The organism is Bifidobacterium pseudocatenulatum DSM 20438 = JCM 1200 = LMG 10505 (assembly GCF_001025215.1).
GTDB classification, from domain to species: Bacteria; Actinomycetota; Actinomycetes; order Actinomycetales; family Bifidobacteriaceae; genus Bifidobacterium; species Bifidobacterium pseudocatenulatum.
On record NZ_AP012330.1, the window covers coordinates 1,629,029 to 1,654,610 of the forward strand.

At 54.3% G+C, this 25,582-nt stretch carries 16 protein-coding genes; 2 read left to right on the forward strand and 14 right to left on the reverse strand.

Features of this window, described 5'->3' with window-relative positions; genetic code table 11:
- Positions 1-15: 15 nt before the first annotated feature.
- The 12 genes from cas7c to BBPC_RS06895 form a co-directional block, all read right to left on the reverse strand.
- Positions 16-861 (reverse strand): type I-C CRISPR-associated protein Cas7/Csd2, encoded by an 846-nt coding sequence (cas7c, locus tag BBPC_RS06840; RefSeq protein WP_004220812.1) that lies wholly within the window; start codon positions 859-861, stop codon positions 16-18.
- 59 nt (positions 862-920) lie between these two features.
- Complete coding sequence (locus BBPC_RS06845) at positions 921-2,798, reverse strand: type I-C CRISPR-associated protein Cas8c/Csd1 (RefSeq protein WP_004220815.1); 1,878 nt, start codon at positions 2,796-2,798, stop codon at positions 921-923.
- Between the two features lie 3 nt (positions 2,799-2,801).
- Positions 2,802-3,509 carry a type I-C CRISPR-associated protein Cas5c gene (gene cas5c / locus BBPC_RS06850; RefSeq protein WP_004220816.1) on the reverse strand — a complete coding sequence of 236 codons (708 nt, stop codon included), beginning with the start codon at positions 3,507-3,509 and terminating at the stop codon, positions 2,802-2,804.
- A gap of 242 nt (positions 3,510-3,751) precedes the next feature.
- Positions 3,752-5,494: a CRISPR-associated helicase Cas3' gene (cas3, locus tag BBPC_RS06855; protein ID WP_004220823.1), complete on the reverse strand. Its 1,743-nt coding sequence runs from the start codon at positions 5,492-5,494 to the stop codon at positions 3,752-3,754.
- A 30-nt stretch (positions 5,495-5,524) separates the two neighbouring features.
- Positions 5,525-6,169 (reverse strand): CRISPR-associated endonuclease Cas3'', encoded by a 645-nt coding sequence (locus tag BBPC_RS10085; RefSeq protein WP_231857829.1) that lies wholly within the window; start codon positions 6,167-6,169, stop codon positions 5,525-5,527.
- A 572-nt stretch (positions 6,170-6,741) separates the two neighbouring features.
- On the reverse strand, positions 6,742-10,056 hold the full coding sequence (ileS, locus tag BBPC_RS06860) for a mupirocin-resistant isoleucine--tRNA ligase (protein ID WP_004220827.1): 3,315 nt from the start codon (positions 10,054-10,056) through the stop codon (positions 6,742-6,744).
- Positions 10,057-10,457: 401 nt separating this feature from the next.
- A complete protein-coding gene (locus BBPC_RS06865; RefSeq protein WP_004220828.1) occupies positions 10,458-11,906 on the reverse strand; it encodes a glycoside-pentoside-hexuronide (GPH):cation symporter in 1,449 nt (482 codons plus the stop codon).
- A gap of 318 nt (positions 11,907-12,224) precedes the next feature.
- Entirely contained in the window at positions 12,225-13,235 is a 1,011-nt protein-coding gene (locus BBPC_RS06870) for a LacI family DNA-binding transcriptional regulator (protein WP_004220832.1), read from the reverse strand.
- A gap of 376 nt (positions 13,236-13,611) precedes the next feature.
- On the reverse strand, positions 13,612-15,615 hold the full coding sequence (locus BBPC_RS06880) for an ABC transporter ATP-binding protein (protein ID WP_033524380.1): 2,004 nt from the start codon (positions 15,613-15,615) through the stop codon (positions 13,612-13,614).
- A 58-nt stretch (positions 15,616-15,673) separates the two neighbouring features.
- A complete protein-coding gene (locus BBPC_RS06885) occupies positions 15,674-17,485 on the reverse strand; it encodes an ABC transporter ATP-binding protein (RefSeq protein ID WP_004220842.1) in 1,812 nt (603 codons plus the stop codon).
- A 38-nt stretch (positions 17,486-17,523) separates the two neighbouring features.
- On the reverse strand, positions 17,524-18,237 hold the full coding sequence (locus BBPC_RS06890; protein WP_227572412.1) for a MarR family winged helix-turn-helix transcriptional regulator: 714 nt from the start codon (positions 18,235-18,237) through the stop codon (positions 17,524-17,526).
- A 194-nt stretch (positions 18,238-18,431) separates the two neighbouring features.
- A complete protein-coding gene (locus BBPC_RS06895) occupies positions 18,432-20,678 on the reverse strand; it encodes an exo-alpha-(1->6)-L-arabinopyranosidase (RefSeq protein ID WP_004220844.1) in 2,247 nt (748 codons plus the stop codon).
- Between the two features lie 253 nt (positions 20,679-20,931).
- Between BBPC_RS06895 and BBPC_RS06900 the strand changes: the two genes are divergently transcribed.
- Both BBPC_RS06900 and BBPC_RS06905 read left to right on the forward strand, forming a co-directional pair.
- Complete coding sequence (locus tag BBPC_RS06900; RefSeq protein ID WP_033524376.1) at positions 20,932-21,510, forward strand: TetR/AcrR family transcriptional regulator; 579 nt, start codon at positions 20,932-20,934, stop codon at positions 21,508-21,510.
- A gap of 55 nt (positions 21,511-21,565) precedes the next feature.
- Positions 21,566-22,768 carry a glycerate kinase family protein gene (locus BBPC_RS06905; RefSeq protein WP_004220848.1) on the forward strand — a complete coding sequence of 401 codons (1,203 nt, stop codon included), beginning with the start codon at positions 21,566-21,568 and terminating at the stop codon, positions 22,766-22,768.
- Here the strand turns inward: BBPC_RS06905 and BBPC_RS06910 are convergent.
- Together BBPC_RS06910 and BBPC_RS06915 are read right to left on the reverse strand one after the other, a co-directional pair.
- Complete coding sequence (locus tag BBPC_RS06910) at positions 22,743-23,021, reverse strand: hypothetical protein (RefSeq protein ID WP_004220849.1); 279 nt, start codon at positions 23,019-23,021, stop codon at positions 22,743-22,745. The two genes, BBPC_RS06905 and BBPC_RS06910, sit on opposite strands and share 26 nt — an antisense overlap.
- A 72-nt stretch (positions 23,022-23,093) precedes the next feature.
- Positions 23,094-25,436: a glycoside hydrolase family 3 N-terminal domain-containing protein gene (locus tag BBPC_RS06915; protein ID WP_152595416.1), complete on the reverse strand. Its 2,343-nt coding sequence runs from the start codon at positions 25,434-25,436 to the stop codon at positions 23,094-23,096.
- Positions 25,437-25,582: the final 146 nt, after the last annotated feature.

Genomic DNA, 25,582 nt, shown 5'->3' on the forward strand with positions numbered 1-25,582 from the left:
TCAATTCCAAACGCTTCAGCGTCCTTCAATCACTTCGTACCGCAAGTCGGGAATAGAAGATCCATTCACTGCCACCGTTCCGTCCACATTAACGGAAACGGAACGATGAACTTTGGCGGAAGAGTATTGCCCTGACTTGCTGTTGTGCGTGAACCACACAACGTCCAACACTTCCATGGACCCCGCAGGACGAGCCGAACTTTCATCATTCTCAAACAACGTGACGAGAGCTTCCTTGATTTTTTCGGCGTCTTCTGCAGTAAACCCGGTTTTTTCGGCAAGCTGTGGGCTGATGCTGCCATACGTCGCATACACCGCACGGCCGGAAACACGGTATTTCATTCCCATGGTATCGGAGGATTTCTTACCGGTGTCCGTGGTTTCACTGTTCACTGACTTAGTGATCTGCACGTCGTCAATGGCGATGGGTTCAACCGAGAACGCAGCCTGAATGGAAACCGGACCGCGCACGCCCAAGGAAACTTCGTCAACATCCTTAGCTTTTTTGAATGCGAATACTTGTCCGAACGCACGTACGTCAAGCCACTGTTCGCACACTTTCTGGAACACCAGGTTCTTCTGTTTCTGCTCTTCTTTCGGCAAGGTTTTCAAATATGTGTTGAAACGGTCCGACAATGATTTTGCGCCGTCATCGGAACGGTCATCGGACTGCACGAAAATCGTTTCACCAGCATCTTGCAGGCGATTGCGAATCTTCCTTTTCAGTGCAACGTCAGAAACCTCGCCCAGCCCTTCCGATGTGGTTCGTGGACGATTGCCATTCAACGGATCACCATTAGGATTGGCATTATTAGACGCAAAAACGACTGCGAAATCAATCTTGTTTTCCAAAGCTGCCATGATATGACTCCTTAACTTTTTCTTTGATAATCAACGTCGATAACTTCAAAAACTAAACACTAGTTTTCTTTGCTCTTCTGGGATGCTTCTTGCGCTTTACGCATAGACTCCCTTCGCTGGCATGAATAACCGAGCAGAAAGAGCGGTGAAAGTGCACGGTTATCTTCGAAGTCTCCTTCTTTGAAAAGCGCCATGACCTCATCCACGCTGTTCTGGAACCAGGGCGCGCCATTCGCCGATTTCAGGTAGGGCATCAGTTGCTTCCACAGCGTTCCCCATGTTGTAAACGGCTTTGCGACGAAATTGCTCATGAGCTTAACGGCATTGGTCGGACGGGTGTCACTGATTCCTTGCTTATACAGGACACCGTTTTCAAAGCGGTCCGCGAGTGCCAGCAATCTCCCGTATAAGTAGTCGCGGTCATTTCGTGTTGGTTCAAGGTACATGGATATCGTGTCCTCCTGTTTGTTTTGCTTCCTCGCGTCGTCAATGTAATGTTTTTTCCATAGGCTGCATGCGATTTCAAAATCTCTTAGCCATGCTCCTGGAGCGTCATATCCCATAGGTTTAGTGACTCTGTGGTATGTGGCGTCCAATATGAAGCGGGGAAGCGATTCTCCTCCGAACATGCATTCTATAAGCTGCTTTTTCGTGTTTTTCGCAAAACGTTTATAGGCTTTGCTGCTTCTGTCTGACACGTCATATGCGCAGCTGATGATGTCGGCAAATGGTGGCGCACCTTCATATGCGACAAACTTCTTTTTTTCTTTGTCGTACATTTTCAACGGCCATGCCGCATCAACATGCCACCGCAGGATACTTTCGACATATTCGTCTTTTGAAAGTTCACGGTAATATGTAACGCTCAAACGCCCTGATGTCGCCGCATCCAGAATGACAATCATCATTGGGTCGGCATGCTTTTTGAGTTTGTTAGCATTGCCATATCCGCGTAGTACCTTCGAAAAAACTTGTGCGTATTGAAAGTTTGTTGCGGTCAGCGCATCTGCAATATCGTTGCGGGGAGCTTCCGGCTCGTCCACATCCGATGAGAACAAAGAGCCAAAATCATAAGAACCTTCCTGAGGGTCAAGCTTCGGCTTTTCGTTGGGGTTTTTCACCGAGCAGATGACTATGGCCTGGGTATCGGTAATCGTTCCATGATTATTGACCAACCATTGCAGCGTCGAATGTATCTTCTGCGATGTTTCACCATCGACTTGCAAAGCCTCCTCTTTGGATGCGAAGCGCCCTCGATAGGTGAAATTCGTTGAATCGTTTGCCGATAACAGTTTGGCGTTGCCATTTACGCTGACAATTTTCTTAGGGAAGTTCAATATCGGAGCATATAGGTCCTCTCCGAACATATCCTTCCCTTTTTTCTGTCGATCATGGTACAAATAAGAAATCCATTGCGCCTGTATATCGGGATCGTTCGAGACATCTGAGTTTTGCAGCCCAATTTCAACTTCGAAGCAAACACCTGCTTTCCGGTCTTTTTCGGTTATTTCCACATTGAATCGAGCGGCTTCTTCGCTGATGCTGTGTTCCGAAACGCATCGATAGATGGCATTGAGTTTGACGTTGTCGCCTTTCCAAGCGGCAAGCTGCTCCAAATACATGGAGGTTTTCTCCTTGTCGAAATGCAAGTCGAGATATTGGAGCTGATCAAACAGAGGATGCGGTACCGGCTTGATGGTGCGTCCCATGGAACTTTCTGTGCACGGGATAACAATCGTTTGTTTTTCCCTCAGAAGCCGTAGTATCTCACCATTCTCGTTTACCCCTAGCGTCAATAGTGTCGGAAGTGTCGTATGCCCCGGAGGAATCAAGGCTTTCCTAATGTCAAGCGTAGAACCGTCGCCACTTCTCGGAATTTTTCCGGCGGCGTTGTGCACAGATTCGTTGATAAGCAACAGATTGTTCGACAGGCTCATCACTCACTCCTCTCCCACCGGCTGCAGATTGCTCCCCAAAGCGAATTCCTTGACGCTCTGGTTTTTCCTGATAATTCGTCCATCCAATTTCGTGGATTCCGGACGCTCAAATTCGATGATGCCGTCGGACATAACAGGCGACCAGAATCGGGCGATAAAATCGTGGTCCTCGTTTTCATCCGGATACGTGAATCCATGGAACATGTATCCCATATTCCACTCGCCATAACCGTCATAAAACCCTTCGCCAGATCCGAACTCACATGGTTCCACATACCCCTGGCACTCGCGCGTCCCCAAGAATATGTCTCGGCGACCGCCTTTCTGAACGGATCTCAAGGCGATATTATGATGTTTGTTTTCGTCGCGGTCAGCGACAAGATCTTCACGCTGATCATTCCATTCGAAATGAGCCAAAACCTGATAACGCACGTCTTTGAGATACGTGTAGTACGAAAGATCATTGCCACCGCTCATTTTGATGGGTCGAATTCCCTTTCCTTCAGTCTGAACTCTGTTCATCACACGAACAGCGTCAATAACCCACATAAAAGTTGGCTTCCAATAGATGCTTTCCGTAATGCCTTTCAAAGCTTGGTACGTTGGCACCTGATACGAAAATTTCTCACCCCCAACACGTGTTGCTGCTTCCGAGAACAACGCATATCTGCCTGATACCTCATATTCAATTGAGTTGCGATGTCGTTGCATATAACTCCTTCGTTAATCGTTCCCTCAACCAGCCACTGTCAATATAGCACATTTTACGCTTATTGTACATAGAACTCTTTGAGTGTTTCTCAATCAACAATCAACCAGTTATTCTTGTATAAGTAGGTTTTCCTACTGTCGCCACATTCATGGCGTGGATTGAAAATATGTACAACATGCGTATTTACCAAACGAAACTCTCCTGCAGATTCCCATCGACCTGCAGGAGAACCACTGCCCTTTCATATCATCAACAGAGACATGTCCGTCTCTGTCACCACGCCATATTCGCCTTTGTAATAATCTCCATTCAGAACGCAAATATCGAAATCCTCGCTAGCGATGGAAATCGCATGTTTTTCGTTCAAAATCTTGTATTCGTAATCGAAAAGGGAAACCGTGTATTCCTGTAGCCGCCGCAGAATCGCAATCTTCTCCCTCAACTCACCGTGACCCAACATATCCAGTAATTCCATCGCATTGCCATAGGGAACCACAACATTGTGCGTGATTTTCGGAATCACACGATATTCATTGCCGACCGTTTTGAACGCCTGGGCAAAAAACGGATTGTATCTCTCCCCCATCGTATTGTTCTCGAATTGCTTACGTTGGCTTTCGTTGTATGCCAGCAACTCATAAATCGTTTTTCCAGCGTTTTCCTTTTTCCAAAGCGGACCATCCAGCAAACTATTGCCGCCATCTCGATCCTCACTTTGAAGCAGCATGCCATAAAACTCATTGAGCATGCCAGTAGAAAGCAGATCAGCATCAGGATGCTCACCCATAATCTGCAAAGTGAGCTTTTTGCCTCTGTGAATCTCTGGAAGATAGTCCTTGAACCTTTCCTCACCTTGCAACGGATAGACATACACATCCTTGATTTCTTTCGATTCACCATTCCTGTTGCACCTGCCAGCCGCTTGCATAATGCTATCCAGACCAGCCATCGCCCTGACTACGCATGCGAACGAAAGGTCCACTCCCGCTTCGATAAGCTGCGTGCTTACGCAAATCACCGGTTTGGAATCATGAGGATCAGTTAACACCTTTATTCTCGCTAACTGGTCTGCCCTATGTTTGCCACACATGGCAGTACTCAAATGAATCAACTCAAACTGCCCGTCAGCATTGAGCTCTTGCAAACACTGATACATTTTGCGCGCTTCACTCTTCGTGTTGACGATAGACAGACAATTGCCGTTCCGAAGTGCCTGCTCATATATGATGTTCGCAAGTTCCTCGCAACTCTTGCTTTCCTGTGAAGCAATAATCCGGGTACGCTTGAGCTTCTCTTCGTAACCATCAGTATTGTCGATAAGATCAGGCTCGTCTGACAGACGCAGATTCTTTCGCGCCGTTCGTTCCAATAAAGGCTGCGTAGCTGAGCACAGCAGAATAGTCGAGTCCAATATCGTCGAAAGAAAACTCACAACTTCATTAAACGGATTGATGATATTCAATGGAAGCGACTGAATCTCATCAAAAATGATGACGCTATTGGCCATGTTGTGGAATTTACGAAGTTTCGTACCACGCGCCGACATAACCGTTTCCAAGAATTCGACCATCGTAGTCACGATGATCGGATTATCCCAACGTTCAGACGCCAGTTTACGTTGACGTTCCTTCACATCCTCTTCCTCACTTGTGCCGATAGATCCCGTGTTACCGGAATTCTGAAGGCCCGCGGTGGAGTAATGCTCCAGCACAATATTGCTGTCAGCATCCAGACCAAGCATATTCCGGAATGTTGCCACGGTCTGTGACGTAATAGACAAGTACGGAATCACATAAATGATTCGTCTTTTCCCTGTTTCCAAAGCATGATGCAAGGCGAAATTCAACGAAGCCAACGTTTTACCGCCTCCGGTCGGAACCGACAATCGGTAAATCCCTGTCTCTCTGCTCCCAGCTTGACGGCACTGTTCCGTAATCTGTTGACGGATTTTATTGATTTCGGATGTCGAATCGAATGATTTCATGCTTTCGTCAAGACGGCGAATCAGTTCCGATCAATCCGCCTTGATCGGATGATATTGCTCTTTCGTCTCAAAATAAGCCGTATCTGTTCTATCGGCATCAATCAAACGAGAATAAACGTATTTAACTAGTAATCCCGAGTAGAAATAACGACTATCTTTCGACAATTTCAGCAATTTAGTTCGTCCTACAAAATCGAAAACATCTTTTTCGGCCTGCTGGAAGGTGTCTTGCAAGTCGAGGTCCAAATCATGTAGCCCCTGTTTGATTTCCCCATACGCATATTTAGGATTCTGTTTATCTGCTTCCGTAAAACCTGTGAGAAAAGCCTCATCACCGATTTCATTGATGCAATCAGGAAGCTCTCCATGATGTTTTGCAATAACAAGTTCAAGAATCTCTTTCACGATTTCCGCTGCCGAATTCGAAATCGGCAGGTCATTGACGACGAACGCACCCTGCCTCGCATGAGGAATCTCACCACGACGTCCCTTGCCTGATATCAGATACGTTTGAAACTGTTGCGCGACCTTTCCAACATCATGCAGGAGCGCCGCCATTCGCGGAATCTGAGAAAACTCCGATTCATAGCTTTCCGCTAAGTCACCCGCATTGTGAAGATGGTCACGCAACGTCTGCACACCGCCATCCGCGTCCTTGTGCGCCAGCAAAGTCATAATCTGCTCCTTCACAGATATGTTCAAGCACCCCTACATTACCATAGCGTTACAGTTCTCACGAGCATTGCAACGAGGTTCGGCATATAGAGACAGAAGACTTTCAAGTGGAATAATCCGCATATACGCATACTCATTGGTATACCTATTCATATCTTTCCATTTTCAATTCCAAATGGAAAGATATGAATATTTTTTGCGTTAGCTACACTTAACCGAATAAGTGTAGCTAAATTCCGCGTTAGCCACATTTATTCGCACATAGAAAAAACCGGACAGCGGATTCTTGGAATCCACCCACTTGGGCGAACCCGTTGAATCCGCCGTCCGGCGGCGCGACTGCTTCTCAAGAATGTGTGCTTGACTCACATGGATGGTACTGAGAACCATTCGCTTAACGATCTGTTTCCGTGCGCGCCAACCGCGTAAGGAACGCGGCTGCGCGGCACGGACACAAATCAAGTCTTGAGTGGACTCGAGCCGCGGTGGGCAACGCCACGGCGGCTCGAAAGCCAAGGGATTACTCTAGCCGCAGCTTGGAATAATCGCAAGCCGACTGAGCTTCGTTCAGTTCAGGCCTTGGCAACCTCCACGCTGAGCTCGGAGCCGCCTTCCTTCACGTTGAAGGAGGTGGCGAGCGTCTCGGAAGCGATGAGATCCTTGAACTGCTCGACCTTCGCCACGTCATCGGCCGGCACGGTCAACGTCAGCGCGATGCGGTCGGAGATTTCCAGATCAGCGGCCTTACGGGCGTCCTGCACGGCGCGGATCACGTCGCGGGCGTAGCCTTCGGCGATCAGATCATCGTTCAGCTCGGTGTCGAGGATCACGAAGCCACCGGTCGGCAGCGCGGCGGAAACGGAGTTGGCGGCCTCTTCGGCGTTCTTCTCCTCCACGCTGTTAATCAGCTCGTATTCGCCTTCCTCAAGCACGATCTCGCCGTTCGGCGTCTCGCATACCGGAGCGCCGTCTGCGTTCACATGCCATGCGCCGGACTTGGAGGCCTTGATGGCGAACTGTACGTCCTTGCGCAGGCGCTTGCCTGCCACGCGAGCGTTCACGCGCAGCTCGTTGATGATCTTCAAGCCTTGGGCTTCGGCATCCTCAAGCGTGCACAGTTCAACGTTCTTCACGTTCAGTTCGGATTTCAGAATCTCGTCGTATGCGGCCACGGCATCAGTGTTTTCCACCACCACGGTCAGCTTATGCAGTGGCTGGCGCACGCGGATCTGCTTCGTCTTACGCATCGACAGGGTGCCGGACACGACCTCACGCACCTTCTCCATCGCGTCAACCAGAGCCGGATCGTCAACGAGCACACGGCCCAGTTCGGTCGCTTCGCCGGTCTGTTCGTCGGCAAGGAACGGCCAGTCGGCCAGATGCACGGATTCGCCACCGGTCAGACCACGCCACACGGCTTCCGCTTCCATCGGAGCGAGCGGTGCGATCACGCGCATGAATGCTTCAAGCACGGTGTACAGCGTGTTGAACGCGTTCGCATCCTCATTCCAGAAACGGTCACGATTGTTGCGGATATACCAGTTGGTGAGCATGTCGATGAAATCAGACACTGCTTCGCAAGCGTCGGAGATCAGGAAGTTGTCCAGCGAGCTTTGCGTCTTTTCGATCAGACGGCGGGTACGTGCCAGCAAGTAGCGGTCCATTTCCGGCAGTGCGGCGACCTCATCGGCACGCAACGCACGAGCATCGAAACCGGCACCATTATTGGCGGCGTTCGCATACAGGGTGAAGAAGTAGTACGAGCTCCACACTGGCAGCATGACCTGACGCACGGTGTCGCGAATGCCATCGGCGGTCACGATCAGGTTACCGCCGCGCAGGATCGGCGAGCTCATGAGGAACCAACGCATGGCGTCGGAGCCGAAATCGTTGAACACACCGTTCACATCCGGGTAGTTGCGCAAGTGCTTCGACATCTTCTGACCATCGGAACCGAGCACGATGCCATGGCAGATCACGTTCTTGAACGCCGGCTTGTCGAACAGGGCGGTCGCCATGATGTGCAGCACGTAGAACCAGCCACGGGTCTGGCCGATGTATTCCACAATGTAATCGCACGGGAAATGCTGTTCGAACGTTTCCTTGTTCTCAAACGGGTAATGGTACTGGGCGAAGCTCATGGAACCGGATTCGAACCAGCAGTCCATCACGTCGCTGATGCGGTGCATGTGACTCTTGCCGGTCGGATCGTCCGGGTTGACGCGCGTCAGCTCATCAATGTACGGGCGGTGCATGTTGACATTGCCCTCATGGTCGCGCGGATAATCGCCAAAATCAGCCTTCAGCTCGTCCAACGAACCGTACACGTCAACGCGTGGATACTTCGGATCATCGGAAACCCACACCGGAATCGGCGAACCCCAGAAACGGTTACGGGAGATCGACCAGTCACGTGCGTTGGCCAGCCACTTGCCGAACTGGCCGTCCTTCACATTGCCCGGAATCCAGTTGATTTCCTGGTTCAGTTCGAGCAGACGATCCTTGATCTTGGTGACAGACACGAACCACGAGCTCACCGGCTTGTAGATCAGCGGAGTGGCGCAACGCCAGCAGTGTGGGTAAGAGTGTACGTAGCTCTTCTCCTGGAAAAGGATCGCACGCTGCTCTTCCGGAATACGCTCCAGAGGACCGTCACCGGCACGCAGGTTACGCAGAATCGGCTTGTTCGCATCGAACACGTACATGCCCTCATAGTCCGGGCACAGCGCGGTGAACTTGCAGCCCGCGTCGAGCACGTCAACGCTCTTGATGCCCTTGGCGTTGAGCGTGTTCATATCGTCCTCGCCGTACGGAGCCTGGTGCACGAGACCGGTACCTTCAACGGTATCGACATAGTCGGCGGTGAAGATCTGATAGCCTTCCGGACCCGGAACCTTGCCCTCGACGGCGTTCTCGTCGCCTGCGAAGTACGGGAACACCGGGTAGTAGCGCCAGCCTTCCATCTCGGCACCCTTGAGTTCGCGCACGATCTCATAGTTGTCGCCGAGTTCCTTGGCGTAGGAGCCGAGCAGTGGCTTGCCCAGGTAGAACTTCTTGCCCGCGAACTTGCCTTCGGTCGGACGCACTTCCACATAGTCGATGTCTGCGCCGACCACGATGGCGAAGTTGGTGGGAACGGTCCACGGCGTGGTGGTCCAGAACACCGCATAGGCGTCTTCCTCGTCGCGCAGCTTCACGGCCACGGACACGGTGGTGTCCTGACGATCCTGATACACGTCGGCGTCCATGCGCAGCTCGTGCGCGGAAAGCGGCGTCTGATCCTTCGGACAGTACGGCAGCACGCGGTAGCCCTGATATGCGAGGCCCTTGTCGTACAGCTGCTTGAACGCCCACATCACGGATTCCATGTATGGAATGTTCAGCGTCTTGTAGCCATGCTCGAAATCGACCCAACGTGCCTGACGGTGCACGTAGTCCTTCCACTCGTTGGTGTACTTGAGCACGGAGGCACGGCAGGCGTCGTTGAACTTGTCGATGCCCATTTCCTTGACCTGATCGACCGAATCGATGCCCAGTTCCTTCTGGGCTTCAAGCTCGGCCGGCAGACCGTGCGTATCCCAACCGAACACACGATTGACCTTGCGGCCCTTCATGGTCTGGTAACGCGGAATCACATCCTTGGCGTAACCGGTCAGCAGGTGGCCGTAATGCGGCAGGCCGTTGGCGAACGGCGGACCGTCGAAGAACACGAATTCGTTCTGGCTGTGATCGCCGGAAGGACGGCGTTCAATGGACTTCTGGAAAGTGGCGTCCTTCTCCCAATAATCAAGGACGGATTCTTCCAGCTTCGGGAAACTGGGGTTCGGCGCTACATTGGCGCTCTGCTCACCCGCAGCTGCCTTCGGATACACGTTGTTTTCGCTCACCGTATCTCCTCGTAGGTTTTGCTATCTATCTCCTACGAGGACGATGGCCGTAACGTCTGCTGGACGCCGCCACCGCGGTACCACCTCGTTTGCCGCACTTTCAAATATACGTGCGACCGCTTGTATGTTCGGCTATTCGGGCCTTCCCGCCGGGTCTAATAAGTCGCTCACGCGACCGTTCTTCCGGAAGCTCCCCGCTGATAACGGATCATCGCTCGCATTTCGGTTGTCACTATAGCATGCAGCGCGAACTATTTTCGCTTGTTTTGCATGATTATGGACGATTCACAATAGCTCTTATGTAGGATTACATACAACAGAAATGCCGATACTGACAGCCCATCAGTATCGGCATTGTAATCGTATTTTCAATATGTATTTTTAGAACATACTATGTTCGATCATTCGGAGATTTCACCGGAAGCAAGCTTGGCTTCGAGCTCTTCGACAATCTCGTCGTGCATCTTCTCGGTGATCTTCACCTTGAAGAGGAACACGAGCAGGCTCAGCACGATGATGCCCAGCGGCACGTAGAATGCGCAGACCTTGAACATGCCGATGTTCGCGGCGGTCATATCCGCGGCGGTTGCGTCACCGATCATGCCTGCGGCTACGGCGATGAAGCCGACGATACCGTTGGAGCATGCGCCTGCGATCTTGTCGAGCATCGGGCGGACGGACAGGGTGACGGCCTCGTTACGCTTGCCGTTCTTGAGCTGACCATATTCGATGGAGTCGGTCAGCGACAGGATGGCGGTCATCTGAATGAAAGTCTGCGGCAGGTAGAAGAAGACCAGACCGACGATGACCATTGCCAGATTGCTGGAGCCGACGGCGAACAGCAGGTAGCCGACGATCATGAGCACCATGCCACCCAAGTACAGGTAGCGGCGCGGAATGCGCTTGTTCAGGATCGGGTACAGCGGAGCCATAACCAAGCCGGTGATGACCGGGATGACGCCCACGATGGAGTATGCGGCGGTGTTGTCGAGGATGTACTTGAACAGGTACATGAGCACGCCGGTGGTGGCCACGTTGGCGATGGCGTACAGCAGGTAGCTCAAGGCAACCCACAGCAGCTGATCGTTCTGGGCCAGAGCCTTGAAGGCCTGCAGCGGGCCGCCGTTGTCTTCGGCCTTGGCACGCAGCGTGGTGGTGCTTTCCTTGGTGCCGAACGCCACGGAGCACACGGTGAGGATGCCGAGGATGGCCACGATGATGGCGAAGCAGGTCCAGCCGGACTGGCTTTCGACGTACTTGCCGGTGAACACCCAGCTGAAGTAGGTGACGATCGGGATGACCACGATGGTCAGACCGTTGTAGCCGATGGAGCCGCCGAAGGAGCCGAGTGCGGTGTAGGTGGAGCGCTCGTGGGAGTCGGAACTCAATGCAGGGATCATACCCCAGTAGGAAATGTCACGCAGCGAGTAGAACACGTCGAGCACAATGAAGGTGATGATGAACAGCACGATGAACAGGGTAGTATTCACGTTCACCAGACCGAACAGACCAGTGTAGACGAGCACCAGCAGGATGGCGGAAACGGTACCACCGATGAGCTGCCACGGCTTGAAGCGACCCCACTTGGTGTTGGTGTTGTCGATGATGTTGCCCAGCAGCGGGTCGATGAAGATTTCTGCGATACGAATCACCACGACCAGGCCGGTGATGATGCCAATCAGCTTGGTGGCGACGCTCTTATCGACGCCAGAGAACAGCGAGCTCGTCACGTAGACGATGAAATAGGTGCTCAGTGCGTTGTAGAACGCGGACTGGCCGACGTTACCGAACGAGTACGCCACGCGAGACAAGAGGTTCCCGCCTTTGGAACCGTTGTTGCCATTTCCCATCTTTGCTTCTCCTTAGAAGTCAGATACAGGTCCTTCCTTGACCTAACTATCAGTATATCCCCTTACCTAAAGTTAGTAAAATTTATCACTGAACATATCGCCTATCGGCGTGTCATATTTTGTGAGCTTCTGCTCGAAAGATAGCCAAAAACGTTATTTTTTCGCCATTTACACAACAAAATAGGCAAACTGTCGCATTATCTTGTGGCAGCTTTTACCAAAATCGATATTTACGATATGCAAAAGCTTCCACGTCGAAACGAAACCAAGCCAATCTGGAAATAGCCCGATTACTATACAGAAGTAAAGAAATAACCGCTATTTTGCCGGCACAAAACTATCGCGCACCACCAGCGACGTCGACAGGTACGCATGCTGACGAATCGTGCGTTTGCCGGAAATGGCATCACCCAACATCAGCGTCGCCACGCGCGCAAGCTCGTTCTGATCGATGGAGAATGTGCTCAACGGCGGCGAGGTCAACTGCGAAATCGTTTGATTGTTAATGCTGATCACGCTGATATCGCGCGGCACCAGCACGCCAACCGCATTGAACGCCTGCAGCACGCCAACCGCAATCACATCGGCAGCTACGATCACGGCATCAGGCAGCACGCCATTATGGTCGCGCACGAATTGCTCCCCCAACGCACGGCCGTTGCTCACGGTGAACAAGCCGTCGGAATACACCAATCCGTCGGATTGAATACCGAAACGCCTTGCCTCACGACGGAAATATGTGGCGCGATTCTCCTCATCGACCTCATAAAAGTTCATCAGGCAGCCCTTGCCTCCGATGAATCCAACGCGCTTCATGCCCTTGGCAGCACAGGCCGCGACCGCATCATGCATGGTCTGCTGCAAATCAGGCTGCACGGAATCGAACAGATTCGGCGCCGGATTCACGTCAATGAACACGCCATACGGCATGGCCCTATGCAGCCGCTCCAAGTCTTCCTCGCTGATCTGGTCGGCGCCTATCGCCATGAACCCGTCGAATTTGGAACTGCGAGCGATCATATCGTCGAGATTGTGGAACACCGTCATTTCCATGCGTTGCTGTTCCGCATTGCATTCGAGCGCCGAACGCAAATCGGTGAAATAGGAGTCCCGCAACGCCTCGTCGGACTTTTCATTGTCAAGCAATGCAACCTCATGAGGGATGACGATGCGCTTGGTCTGCACGCTATAGCCGAGGTCCTCGCTCGCCTGAATGATCTTGCGACGAGTCTCTTCACGCACCGATAGGGTGGGATCACCGTTCAGAAGTCGAGACACCGTAGCCTGAGAAAACCCGGTACGTTGCGCAATCTCTTTAATCGTCGCCATGTCTCGCTCTCCAATTTAGTAAATCGTTTACCCATGAAAGGATAACCTATTATTGACATAACGACAAACCAAGCGAGATTTATGCAACGATCACGCAAGCCAATTATAATCGCTGCTCATGCAGCAGTCTCATGAACATATGACGGAACCGCCTTCACGGACGGCGGGCTGGCCGCAGCCGAATACCATGCATGGCAAAGACAATAAGAAATCCCTTGCTTCAAAATCGCAATTTCAAAGCAAGGGATTTTCCAGAGGATCCGTGCCGTTCAAAGCCACCGGCCATAAGGGCGGTATCAGCCGACAGGGATCGAAGCGCGGCTAGTGTAGAACGCTAGCGTGTGCTCGCATCGCTCCAATTCAGGAGACTATTAGATTATTCGAGTTCTACGGCACCTGTGTAGAGCTGATAGTACTCGCCCTTCTGCGCGATGAGCTCGTCATGCGAGCCGCGTTCGATGATGCGGCCATGGTCGAGCACCATGATCACGTCGGAGTTGCGCACCGTGGAGAGGCGGTGGGCGATCACGAACACGGTACGACCCTTCATGAGGTTGTCCATGCCGGCCTGCACCACCTCTTCGGTACGGGTGTCGATGGACGAGGTGGCCTCGTCGAGGATCATGGCCGGCGGATCGGCCACGGCAGCACGTGCGATGGAAATCAACTGGCGCTGGCCCTGGGACAGGCCGGAGCCGTCGCCTTCGAGCACGGTCTGGTAGCCGTTGGGCAGCATGCGGATGAAGCCGTCGGCGTTCGTGAGCTTCGCGGCGGCGATGCATTCCTCATCGGTGGCGTCGAGGCGACCGTAACGGATGTTGTCCATCACCGTACCGGTGAACAGGTTCACGTCCTGCAGCACCACACCCAGCGAACGACGCAGATCCGGCTTGCGGATGCCCTTGACGGAAATGCCGTCATACAGGATCATGCCGTCCTGAATGTCGTAGAAACGGTTGATCAGATTGGTGACGGTGGTTTTGCCAGCACCGGTTGCGCCCACCAATGCGATCTTCTGTCCGGGCTTGGCGAACCAGGTGATGTCGTGCAGCACCGGTTTGTCGGGGTTATAGCCGAAGTTCACGTCAGTGAAGCGCACATCGCCCTGCAGGAGGGTGAGGCGACCGTCCGGTGAGGTAATGGCGGTTTCACGGGCTTTCATGGCCACTTCGGCGGCACGCGGGCTCAAGGATTGCGCGGCCTTGAGCGAACGGGTGCCGTCATCGCCTTCCTCGCGCTTCCACGCCCAGTGACCGGTTTCATGGTCAACTTCGGTCATGGTGCGTCCATCTTCGCCGAGTTCCACGTTCACCAAGGTCACGGAACCGCCGTCGTCCTCCGGCTGCTCGTCCATAAGCGCGAAGATGCGGGATGCGCCTGCAAGCGCCATCATCACCATGTTGAACTGCATGGACACCTGGCCAAGCGGGTTCACGAAAGAGCGGGACAGCGTCAACAGCGAGATCAGCGTACCCAGGGTGAGCGGGCCAGCACCGGACAATCCGAAGTTTCCAAGTCCGCTAATCGCAGCAAATCCGCCGAAAATAGCCAGCAGAATGTACAGCAGGTAGCCCATGTTGCCGACGATCGGCATAGTCACATTGCCCCACGTGTTCGCTTCGGCGGAAGCTTCGAAGAGTTCTTCGTTCTTCTTGTCGAAAGTGGTTTGGGTGACGTCCTCATGGTTGAAGACCTTGATGACCTTCTGGCCGTTGACCGCTTCTTCCACGAATGCGTTCACATCGCCGATGGCGATCTGCTGCTTGACGAAGTAACGTCCGGAACGGGAAACGACCTTGCGCACCACCACGAACAGAATTACGGTGAATGCGAGCACAAAAATAGTGACAGGCACCGACAGCCACAGCATCGACACGAGCGCCGCAAGCGCGGACACCGCGGACGAGAACATTTGCGGGAACGATTGGCTGATGGCCTGGCGCAATGTGTCGGTGTCGTTGGTGTAACGGCTCATGATGTCACCGTGTTCGTTGGTATCGAAATAACGGATCGGCAAGGTCTGCTGGTGAGCGAACATGTCGTCGCGGATCTTCTTCAATGTGCCCTGTTCCACGGCGACGATGATCCACTGCCATAGCCAGCTGCAGAAAATGCCGGCTGCATACAGGCATGCCATGAGTGTCAGCGCACGCAACAGCGGCATCCAGTCAGGGTTGGTGGCACCAACCATGGGCAGAATGTAGGTGTCGATCAGCGACTGCAGGAACAGTGACGATCCGGCCTGCGCTGCAGCTCCGACAAGAATGCACACTACTACGAGCGCCACGCGCCACTTGTATTGGAAGATGTAGCCGAAAATACGCTTGGTGGTGCCCGGTGCGGCTTTCTGCATTGGTGGCTTCGGCTGTTTGCTGGCCATGTTGTTGTTTTCCTTGGATTTCAATGCGGAAGTTTGTTCAGTCATCTGTTGCCTCCTTTCACTGCAGTTCCTCAGGTTGAGCCTGATTCTTGGTTTGCGATTCGTAGATGGAACGGTATTCGTCGCAGTTTTCGAGCAGTTGTTCATGCGTGCCGGCTGCCATGATGCGACCGTGGTCCATGACGAGAATCATGTCGGATTCCTGCACAGAGGCCACACGCTGGGCGATGATGATCTTCGTGGTGTCGGGAATCTCATGATGGAATGCGGTACGAATCAGCTGATCGGTTTTGGTGTCGACCGCGGATGTGGAATCGTCGAGGATCAGGATCTTCGGCTTTTTCAGCAACGCACGCGCAATGCACAGACGCTGGCGTTGGCCGCCGGAAACGTTGGTACCGCCCTGTTCGATGTACGTATCGTACTTGTCGGGGAATTCCTGAATGAAGCCGTCAGCCTGTGCAAGCTGGCACGCGTGGCGAATCTCTTCATCAGTGGCGTTTGGATTGCCCCAACGCAGGTTTTCGGCAATAGTTCCGGAGAAGAGCACGTTCTTTTGCAACACCATGGCAACCTGATCACGCAATACTTCCAAATCGTAATCACGCACATCCACGCCGCCGACCTTCAGCGAACCTTCGGTCACGTCATACAAACGTGGCACAAGCTGCACCAGACTGGACTTTGCGGAACCGGTGCCGCCGACGATGCCGACGGTCATGCCGGAACGAATCTTCAAATCAATATCGTCAAGCACCGGCTTTTCGGAAGTGGCGGAATAACGGAAGGTGACATGGTCGAAATCGATATCGCCATTCTTCACTTCCTTGACTGGATTAGCCGGATTCGTAACCGTGCTTTCCTCGTTCAGCACCTGGCAGATACGTTCGGCGGAAGCCTGCGAAATAATGCACATCACGAAAATCATGGAAAGCATCATCATAGCCATGAGGATCTGCATGGCGTAGGTGACCAATGCGGTCAGATCGCCGGTGGTCAAGCCTAGGGCTGCATTGTTGCCGGACGCCACGATCTGCCGGGCGCCCATCCATGCGATGAGCAGCATGGACACGTACACGCACAGCATCATAAGCGGATTGTTGAAGCTCATAATGCGTTCGGCCTTGGTGAAGTCCTTGAAGATGCGCTGCGAAATGCGGTTGAACTTTTCGGTTTCGTGGCTTTCGCGATTGTAGGACTTGACCACGCGGATGCCCTGCAGGTTCTCGTCGACCACGTTGTTGAGCTTGTCGTATGTGTGGAACACACGCTCGAACACCGGGTGCACCAGCACCGCCAGGCCACACAAGCCGATGGCGAGCACCGGAATGCAGGCGAGGAACACCAAAGAGATGGATGGGCTGATGCGGAAGGAGAAGATCCACGCCACAATCACCATGATCGGAGCGCGCACACCCATGCGGATAATCATCGAATACGCGTTCTGCAGGTTGGTCACATCGGTGGTCAGTCGTGTGATGATCGAACCGGTGGAGAAACGGTCGATATTGGTGAAGCTGTAGCCTTGCACCTTCTCAAACTGATCGTGACGCAGATTCTTCGCGAATCCGGCACCTGCGATAGCCGAGAACTTTCCAGCCAAAAAGCCGGATGTCAGCGAAACTACCGAGCAAATCAACAGAATCAAGCCGAATTTCAAAATCGCCGGCATGCTGCCACCGCTGATGCCCTCATCAATCAGCGATGCCATGACAGTCGGAATAAGGATTTCCAGCACGCTTTCCACGGCTACGAATGCCGGGGAGAGCAGACTGACTTTTTTGTATTCGCGCAGGGATTTGCCCAGTGTGCGAATGACATGCTGCTTTGGTTTCGGCGTTGCGGACGCCGTTGCGTTTGCCGTTGTCACTACTTGCCCTTTCCTTTTATTTTTACCTATGACGTGTGTTACTTGCGATTGCGCGCGATCGCCATTTCCTGCGATATCCGCAGTACGTGTGAGACGTACTCATCACGAGCATCGCGATTATTCGAGGCATAGTCATCGCATGTTTTTTGCGGAACCTGCGATTCTTGCGGAACTTGCGATTTGCTTGCGTCCTGTTCCTGTATTTCCAAACTTGGATATCGACTTTCGTCTCCGATCAAACCTGTTTTCACCAGATTCGTCTGCATGACGTCGAGCACGTGCATGAATTGGCGGATCTGATCGTCTTCAAGGCCTTCCAGCAGGATTCGTTCCATGTTCTTCGCATTGTCCCGCAAGACTTCGGCGATATGCCTCGATTTGTCCGTCAACACGATTTTTTTCAGTCGTGCGTCGCGTTTCACCGGTTCGCGCGCGATCAGGCCCTTCTGCTCCATCAGCCCCAGCACCCGGCATGATGTGGATCGGGTCACGCCAAAGCGTTGCTCGATGTCTTGAGGAAAGATTTCCTCGTTGTCATGCCGTGCGAGATACACGATGACGTCAACGTTGCCGTTGCTGATGTCTTCCGCCGCTTCAGGGCGGGTGACGCGCAGATACCGGTTGACCACGTTGTGCAGCGAGCGAATGGCCACGCTGGGGGGCTTTGCCAAGCCGCTTTCCCAGACTTCGAAGAGTCGTGAGCCAGTCGGTTCCTTGTATTGTTCGTTCGTCACTTCCGTCACAGCATACATAGTAAACCGTTGTATATACAACTGTTGCATATGCAACAATTGGCATGTCGTACGTATCCGCTTGCCCTGAAAATCGTCATAAAGCAACAATCCCAGAGCAACCTTCCAACAATGCAAAGGCCGAGGAATCAGGTCCGCACCGGTTCAGAGTAACGGACCAGATTCCCCGACCTTAAGTCTTGAATCCCGCGAAACTACTTGGTGAGTTCAGCGTATTCGGCAAGCATGTATTCGAAGATCTGCTTGCCATCGGCACCCATCAGCACCGACATGCTGTTGATCGGCATGGAGTCGAGGAATAGACGGGTCATGTCATTGTCGGGCACGATCGGCATACGGCCGGCTTCACCTTCGGCACGCAGCTTCTCGAGCACCTGGGAGCCGAGCGGATCCTTACGCCATTCCATGAAGTTGGACCATTCGGTGAGCTGCTGGGTCTTGCCGTCGCCATCGAGCTCCACTACCGCGGAACCGGCAATGTCACGGCTGGACGTGCCGACCTCGATGGCGTATTCGCCGCTCTCCACGTGCCAGTCGTTGAACTTCTCAGACCAGTAGGCGAAGGCGCGATCGTCGAGATCGAAGGAGACTTCGGCGGATTCGCCGGCTTTGAGGAACACCTTCTTGAAGCCTTTGAGCTCGTGCTTCGGGCGGGCCACGTCAGCCTTGCCAGGAGCCACGTACACCTGCACGGTTTCGGCGGCGTCAACGTTCGAGGTGTTCTTGACCACTGCGCTGACGGTTGCGGTGCAGGCACCGGTCTTGACGGCCTTCACGTCGCTCACTTCGAACGTGGCGTAGCTCAAGCCGAAGCCGAACGGGTAGTCGACGGCCTTGTTGTAGGTGTCGTAATAGCGGTAGCCCACAAACACGCCTTCGCCATAATCGACATGCCCCTCTTCACCCGGCCAGTTGATGGTGCTCGGATCGTCGTTGATGTCGAAGGGAATGGTCTGCGCAAGCTTGCCGGACGGGCTCACCTTGCCGAACAGCACGTCGGCGAGCGCCGGACCGCCGGACTGTCCGAGCAGCCAGGATTCGAGGATGCCCTTGGCGTTCTTGGCCCATGGTGCCACGGTGACGACGGAGCCGTTGGAGAGTACGACCACAACGTTCTTGTTTTCGGCTGCGACGGCTTCGAGCAGTGCGATCTGCTTGGCCGGCATGTCGAGGGTCTCACGGTCGAAGCCTTCGGATTCGGCCGCTTCAGGGAGCCCTAGGAACATGAGCACCACGTCGGCGCCCTTGGCAGCTTCGACGGCTTCGGCTTCGAGTGCCGGATCGGCCGGTTCGAGGTCGAGGGTGAATCCTGGGGCGAACTTGGCATCCACGCCGCGTTCGGTGAGGGCGTCCAGGAAGCTGGTCATCTTGGTTGGGGTGATGTGCGAGGAACCACCGCCCTGGTAGCGCGGGGTACGTGCGAATTCGCCGATGACGGTGACCTTGGCATCGCCAGCGACTGGCAGAATGGCGTCATCGTTCTTGAGGAGCACCATGGATTCGACGGCGGCCTGATGTGCGACCTCATCGTGGGCTTCGATGTCGAAACGATAGTTTTCGACGCTCATGGCTGCGCGGGTCTTGTTGACCAAGTCGATCATGCCTTGTGCCATGCGGTCGAGCTGTGCCGGCTGGATGCGGCCGTCGCGTGCGGCGTAGACGATTTGGTCGTCGGTGTAGCTTGGCGGCATTTCGAGGTTGAGGCCCGCATTGAGGGAGGCCACGCGGTCGTGGTCGGCGCCCCAGTCGCTCATGACGATACCTTGGAAGCCCCATTCGTCGCGCAGCACGTCGGTGAGCAGCCAGCGATCCTGGGCGGCATGCACGCCGTTGATGCAGTTGTATGCGCACATGATGGTCCACGGCTGGGCTTCCTTGACGATGTGTTCGAATGCCGGGAAGTAGATTTCGCGCAGCGCACGCTGGGAGATGTTGGCGCTGATGCGCAGCCGGTCGGTCTCCTGGCTGTTGGCGGCGAAATGCTTGAGCGAAGTGCCCACGCCCTTGGACTGCACGCCTGCGACAATGCCAATGGCCTCATGGCCCGCCAGATACGGGTCTTCAGACCAGTATTCGAAGCAGCGGCCGCCAAGCGGGTTGCGCTTGATGTTCACGCCGGGACCGAGGATTACGGCAACCTTCTCCTGAATGCATTCTTCGGCCATGGCTTCGCCGACCTGGTGGATGAGTTCCGGGTTCCACGAGCTGGACAGACCCGCGGCCGGCGGGAAGCAGGTGGCGGGCACGGAGTTGTTCAGATCGACTTCGCCGGTGGTGGCCGAGTTGGACTTGCGCAGACCGTGGGGTCCGTCGGTGATCATATAGCCGGGAATGCCCTTGGCTTCAACGCCTTGCAGATGCCAAGCGTCGCCGCCGGAAGTTAGGGATGCCTTTTCTTCAAGCGTCAGGTCATTGACGGAAGGATAGGTGTTTTCGCTCATACGTTCCTCTTTCGCATCGTTTTCTTGAGTTCGTATCGGTTAACCGGCCTGTGGAATCTCAACCCCGAAATCTTTACTAACCGGTCGGTAGGTACTTTATCAAAATCAACATCACAACACGCCAATCTTCTTTGAAAAATCAGTTAACCGACCGTAAAGTAACTGCAAGTATTTACCACTTGAGAGAAATGGCGATTCATAAGCATTGCAGCGCACATGAACCGCCACTATGAGTGCAAGAAAGGGAATCATCATGGCCAACGAAGAAGTCGACCGAAGAGCGGAGATTCTCAATGCGGCCGTCGAACTGTTTGGAACGCTCGGCTATTACGGCACTTCCCTGCAGAAAATCGCCGATCGCGTAGGACTCACCAAGGCTGGCGTACTGCATTATGTCGGCAGTAAGGAAGGACTGCTCACAGCCGCGCTGGACGAAGTCTACGATTCCGAGACGGAAGACATTCTTACCGACATAGTACGTGAGCCACGCCCATTGATTGCCGACATGTGGCGCAGAATCGTGGCGGTGAACGCACGCAGACCGATTCAGGTGCACATGTTTTCCACGTTGAGCGCCGAAGCGATCGACCCGAACCACCCCGCACACGAGTATTTCGCCAACCACGAACTGCATAATGCCGACACCGCACTCAACATCCGTTGGCAAGTGCCCGAAGGTGTTGATACGCGTCGGCTGCTTAATGCGGGATTCGCCATGATGGACGGCGTGCAGCTGCGTTGGCTGCGCACGCCCGGCCAGGATCTGAACTCCATGTGGGCGGAATGCGAAGACGCCCTGTTCCCCCTGCCCATGTGGGAGGGTTACCGCTAAACCTCTGCCCCGGCACTGCATTAATGTATGGATGCAGACGTAAAAGGAGGCATGTATGCGGATTCTGCTGGCACCGGACTCGTTCAAGGAAGCCGCTTCGGCTGAAGCAATCGCACAGGCGATGACTCGCGGCATTAAGCGTGGCAATCCGCAGGCGGAATGCCGGCTCATGCCTCTTTCCGATGGCGGCGAAGGATTGACACAAGCCTTGGTTCATGCCACCGCCGGCACGTTGCACAATGTTGAGACAGTTGATGCGATCGGCCGCCCGATTACCGCTCAGTTTGGCTTTCTTGGCAATAATCATGCTTCTTGTATTCTCCGCACCGCCGTAGTCGAGTTGGCTTCGGCAAGCGGACTTGAACGGGTCTCCCCCGCCGACCGCAATGCGTTGTCTGCTTCCACGTTCGGCACCGGATTGCTGATTCGTGCTGCGATTGACGCTGGCGCGGATCGTATTGTGCTTGGTTTGGGCGGCAGTGCCACTACGGATGGTGGCACGGGATTGGCTCGCGCGCTTGGATTTCGTTTTCTTGATACGGCAGATCATGATATTCCGCTTGGTGGCGGTTCTCTTGTTGATTTGGAGAGAATTGACGATTCGGAAGTTCCCAATTTTGTAAAAAATGTTCCGATTGTTCTCGCCTGCGATGTCATCAATCCTTTGACCGGACCAGAAGGTGCTGCGCATGTGTTCGCTCCGCAAAAAGGCGCGAACACAGCACAGGTCGAACTCCTCGATCAGGGACTTGCGAATCTCGCACACGCGATCATGCAATACAATGGCCGCGATATTGAGCGCATTCCCGGTACAGGCGCCGCGGGCGGTACCGGCGGCGGGATGCTCGGCCTGTTCAATACAACAGTACGGCCGGGAATCGAACTTATGCTCGATCTTGCGCATGGTCGAGAAGCATGCGCATGGGCCGACGTCATCATCACCGGTGAAGGTTCTATTGACAGTCAAACACCGTACGGCAAAGTGCCGAGTGGCATTGCGAAACTGGCGCAATCGCAAGGAAAACCAACTATTGCCATTGGCGGAACGGTAACCCGCGATCCACACACCATCGAAGCGTTGAACGAGACCGGCATCGTCGCAACGTTCGGTATTGCGCCCGGGCCGGCGGATCTTGCGACGCTGATCGCCAACACGGAACGCAATGTCGAGATTACGTGTGCCGCAATCGCCGGCACACTGCGCGTTGCTTCGGCTACTACAGTAACTGCAGCTACTTCACCTTGCGAATCAGCATGATAAACACCGTGCCCAGTAGCACCGCAACCACAGCGATCGGGAACAAAGCCGTATAACCGCCAGTGGCAAGCACAATCGTGCCGGCAAGCTGCTGTATGGCGTTCATCACCGCGGAACAGTCGGCGTTCATTGACGATGGCAACTGGTTCAACGCATGCGTCTGATCAGGCACCAGTACGAATCCGGAAGCAGCCATAAATAACGCGTATGCCACGGCAATGGTCCATTCATGTGAGCCGCCCACGATCGGCATTTCGTAGGCGGCTCATATCAGACTAGCGTATCGATTATTGGGTTCTGCGACACGGCTTATTTCGTTTCGCTTTTACGCGACGGTGAAGGTGGTGCGCTTCAAGTGTTCGCGACGGCTGGAACGGCCGATAAGCACTTCGAATTCGCCCGGTTCGACGATTCGGTTAGCTTCCGAATCGACGATGGTGCAATCGGAAACCGGAATGTCGAAGGCAACGGTCTTGCTTTTGCCTGGTTCGAGTTCCACGCGCTGGAATGCTTTGAGTTCACGATCAGTCCAGCTGTAGGAGGTCACGATGTCGCCGATGTAGAGCTGCACTACTTCCGTGCCCTTGCGATCGCCCGTATTGGTGAGGGTGATTTCGGCATGCACGGTGTCGGTTTCGGCGAATATGCCGGATTCCGAAACGTTGGTGATGGTCGGATCTCCGTATTCGAACGTGGTGTAGCTCAGACCCTCGCCGAATGCGAATGCCGGATTCTGCGTGAGGTCGGCGTAACGGTTGCCGTGCTGGCCTCGAATCTGGTTGTAGTAGACCGGCAGCTGTCCTGCGTGACGCGGGAAGGTGATCGGCAGGCGTCCGCTCGGTTCGGTTTCGCCGAGAATGATTTCGGCGATGGCCTGGCCGCCCTTCATGCCCGGGCTTGGAGCCCACAGCAGAGCCGAAGTGCCTTCGGCTGGAGTTTCGTCAACAATCACGCCGTTGGTGCCGATCACGGATGCTGGCAACACTTGCGGCTTGGAGCTGACGAGCACCACCACGAACGGCTTGCCGGTTTCGCGAGCCACGTTCGACAGTGCATCGATCAGCGTATTCTGTCCGCCGAGCAGTTCAAGCGTGGCGGTGGAGCAGCCTTCGCCAATGGCCTGGATCACATCGCCCACCACGGCCACGATCAGGTCGCTTTTGCGTGCGTTTTCCACGGCTTCGTCAAGCAGTGCGCGATCAATCTTGGCGGAAACGCCGATCTTCGGGCGAGGCTGTCCATCCGGGTAGAACTCGCCTTCCGGATCGGGCACCAAATCCACGATGTTGGCACCGCGAGAGTACACGACCTCGCAACCTTCCGGAGCGAGCTGCTTGAAACCATCAAGCACGGTGGTGATCATTTCACGCGGGTGGCCGTCAGGCATCCAGTTGATCTGGCCGGAGCTGCCTGCCCAGTCGCCCAGCTGGGTCTGGGCGTCATCGGCGAGCGGACCAACGACCGCGATACGCTTCGCACCGGCCACGTTGAACGGCAGTGAACCGTCGTTCTTCAGCAATGCCACGGCTTCGCGAGCCACTTCAAGGTTGAGCTGCTGATGCTCTTCGGAACCGATCACTGCATCGATACGCTTCTGGTCGGGCAAGCGTGGATCTTCGAACAGTCCAAGACGGAACTTCAGTGCGAGAATACGAGCCACGGCGGCATCGATCAACGATTCGTCAAGCAGACCGGTCTTCACGGCTTCGATTGCACCCTCGTAGAACTTTGGCGTGGTCATCACCAAGTCGTTGCCGGACTTGACCGCATCGGCAGCAGCCTGCACATAGTCAGGCTTGACCTTCTGTTCCCACACGGAACGGCCGACGTTGTCCCAGTCGGTGATGAGCGTGCCCTGATAGTTCCAAGCGCCACGCAGTTTGTCGGAAAGCAGCCACTTGTTGAAGGTGACTGGCACACCTTCGATGGATTCGTAGCCGAGCATGAAGGTGCCACAGCCTTCCTTGGCTACGCGTTCGAATGGCGGCAGGAACCAAGATTCCAGCTTGCGGTGGCTCAGGTCGGCTTCGGAAGCGTCACGCCCTCCCTGTGTTTCGGAATAGCCTGCGAAATGCTTGGCGCATGCGAGGATCGCGTCTTTGGCGAGCGGCTCGCCCGCCTTGGCTCCACCTTGATAGCCCTTGACAATGGACGATGCCATTTCGCCAATCAGGTACGGATCTTCGCCAAAGGTTTCGCCCACGCGGCCCCAACGGGTATCTCGCGCGATGCACAGCACCGGGGAGAACGTCCAATGCACGCCGGTGGCTGACACTTCCTCGGCGGTGGCACGGCCCGCGGCCTGTACCTTTTCGGAATCCCACGTGGTTGCCATGCCTAGCTGTTCCGGGAAAATGGTGGCTCCCGGCCAGAAGGAATAGCCGTGAATGCAGTCGTCGCCGATCACCAGCGGAATGCCGAGACGGGTTTTGGCGTTCACCGTTTCCACGGCTTTCGGCAGATCGGACGGCGAGGTATGCAGGATGGAACCAACGTGCTTGTTGACGATCAGATCGTCCAAATCGCCGCTTCGCGCGTCAAGCTGCATCATCTGTCCGACTTTTTCCTCAAGGGTCATTCGACCAAGCAGATCGGCGATGCGTTCCTCAGTAGGAAGTTCCGGATTCCTATAGGGCAGATTTACAGTATTTTCAGTGGTTTCGGCCATGGATTGCTCACTTTCCTCATTGAAGCGATTTTCTTTAATTACCAATTGGTAGTTTAGTATATCATATGCACATCCGCAACTCGACATAAACCCGTCAACGCAAAAGGCGAGGGACCATCAGACCCTCGCCTTTTCGTACACGCATG

Coding starts and splice junctions, on each gene's coding strand:
- cas3 (WP_004220823.1), bottom strand. CDS start 5,494: ATGAAATCATTCGATTCGACATCCGAAATCAATAAAATCCGTCAACAG.
- BBPC_RS06865 (WP_004220828.1), bottom strand. CDS start 11,906: ATGGGAAATGGCAACAACGGTTCCAAAGGCGGGAACCTCTTGTCTCGC.
- BBPC_RS06910 (WP_004220849.1), bottom strand. CDS start 23,021: ATGCCGATCGTGGGCGGCTCACATGAATGGACCATTGCCGTGGCATAC.
- BBPC_RS06905 (WP_004220848.1), top strand. CDS start 21,566: ATGCGGATTCTGCTGGCACCGGACTCGTTCAAGGAAGCCGCTTCGGCT.
- cas7c (WP_004220812.1), bottom strand. CDS start 861: ATGGCAGCTTTGGAAAACAAGATTGATTTCGCAGTCGTTTTTGCGTCT.
- BBPC_RS06895 (WP_004220844.1), bottom strand. CDS start 20,678: ATGAGCGAAAACACCTATCCTTCCGTCAATGACCTGACGCTTGAAGAA.
- cas5c (WP_004220816.1), bottom strand. CDS start 3,509: ATGCAACGACATCGCAACTCAATTGAATATGAGGTATCAGGCAGATAT.
- BBPC_RS06870 (WP_004220832.1), bottom strand. CDS start 13,235: ATGGCGACGATTAAAGAGATTGCGCAACGTACCGGGTTTTCTCAGGCT.
- BBPC_RS10085 (WP_231857829.1), bottom strand. CDS start 6,169: ATGACTTTGCTGGCGCACAAGGACGCGGATGGCGGTGTGCAGACGTTG.
- BBPC_RS06890 (WP_227572412.1), bottom strand. CDS start 18,237: ATGTATGCTGTGACGGAAGTGACGAACGAACAATACAAGGAACCGACT.
- BBPC_RS06845 (WP_004220815.1), bottom strand. CDS start 2,798: ATGAGCCTGTCGAACAATCTGTTGCTTATCAACGAATCTGTGCACAAC.
- BBPC_RS06915 (WP_152595416.1), bottom strand. CDS start 25,436: ATGGCCGAAACCACTGAAAATACTGTAAATCTGCCCTATAGGAATCCG.
- BBPC_RS06880 (WP_033524380.1), bottom strand. CDS start 15,615: ATGGCCAGCAAACAGCCGAAGCCACCAATGCAGAAAGCCGCACCGGGC.
- BBPC_RS06900 (WP_033524376.1), top strand. CDS start 20,932: ATGGCCAACGAAGAAGTCGACCGAAGAGCGGAGATTCTCAATGCGGCC.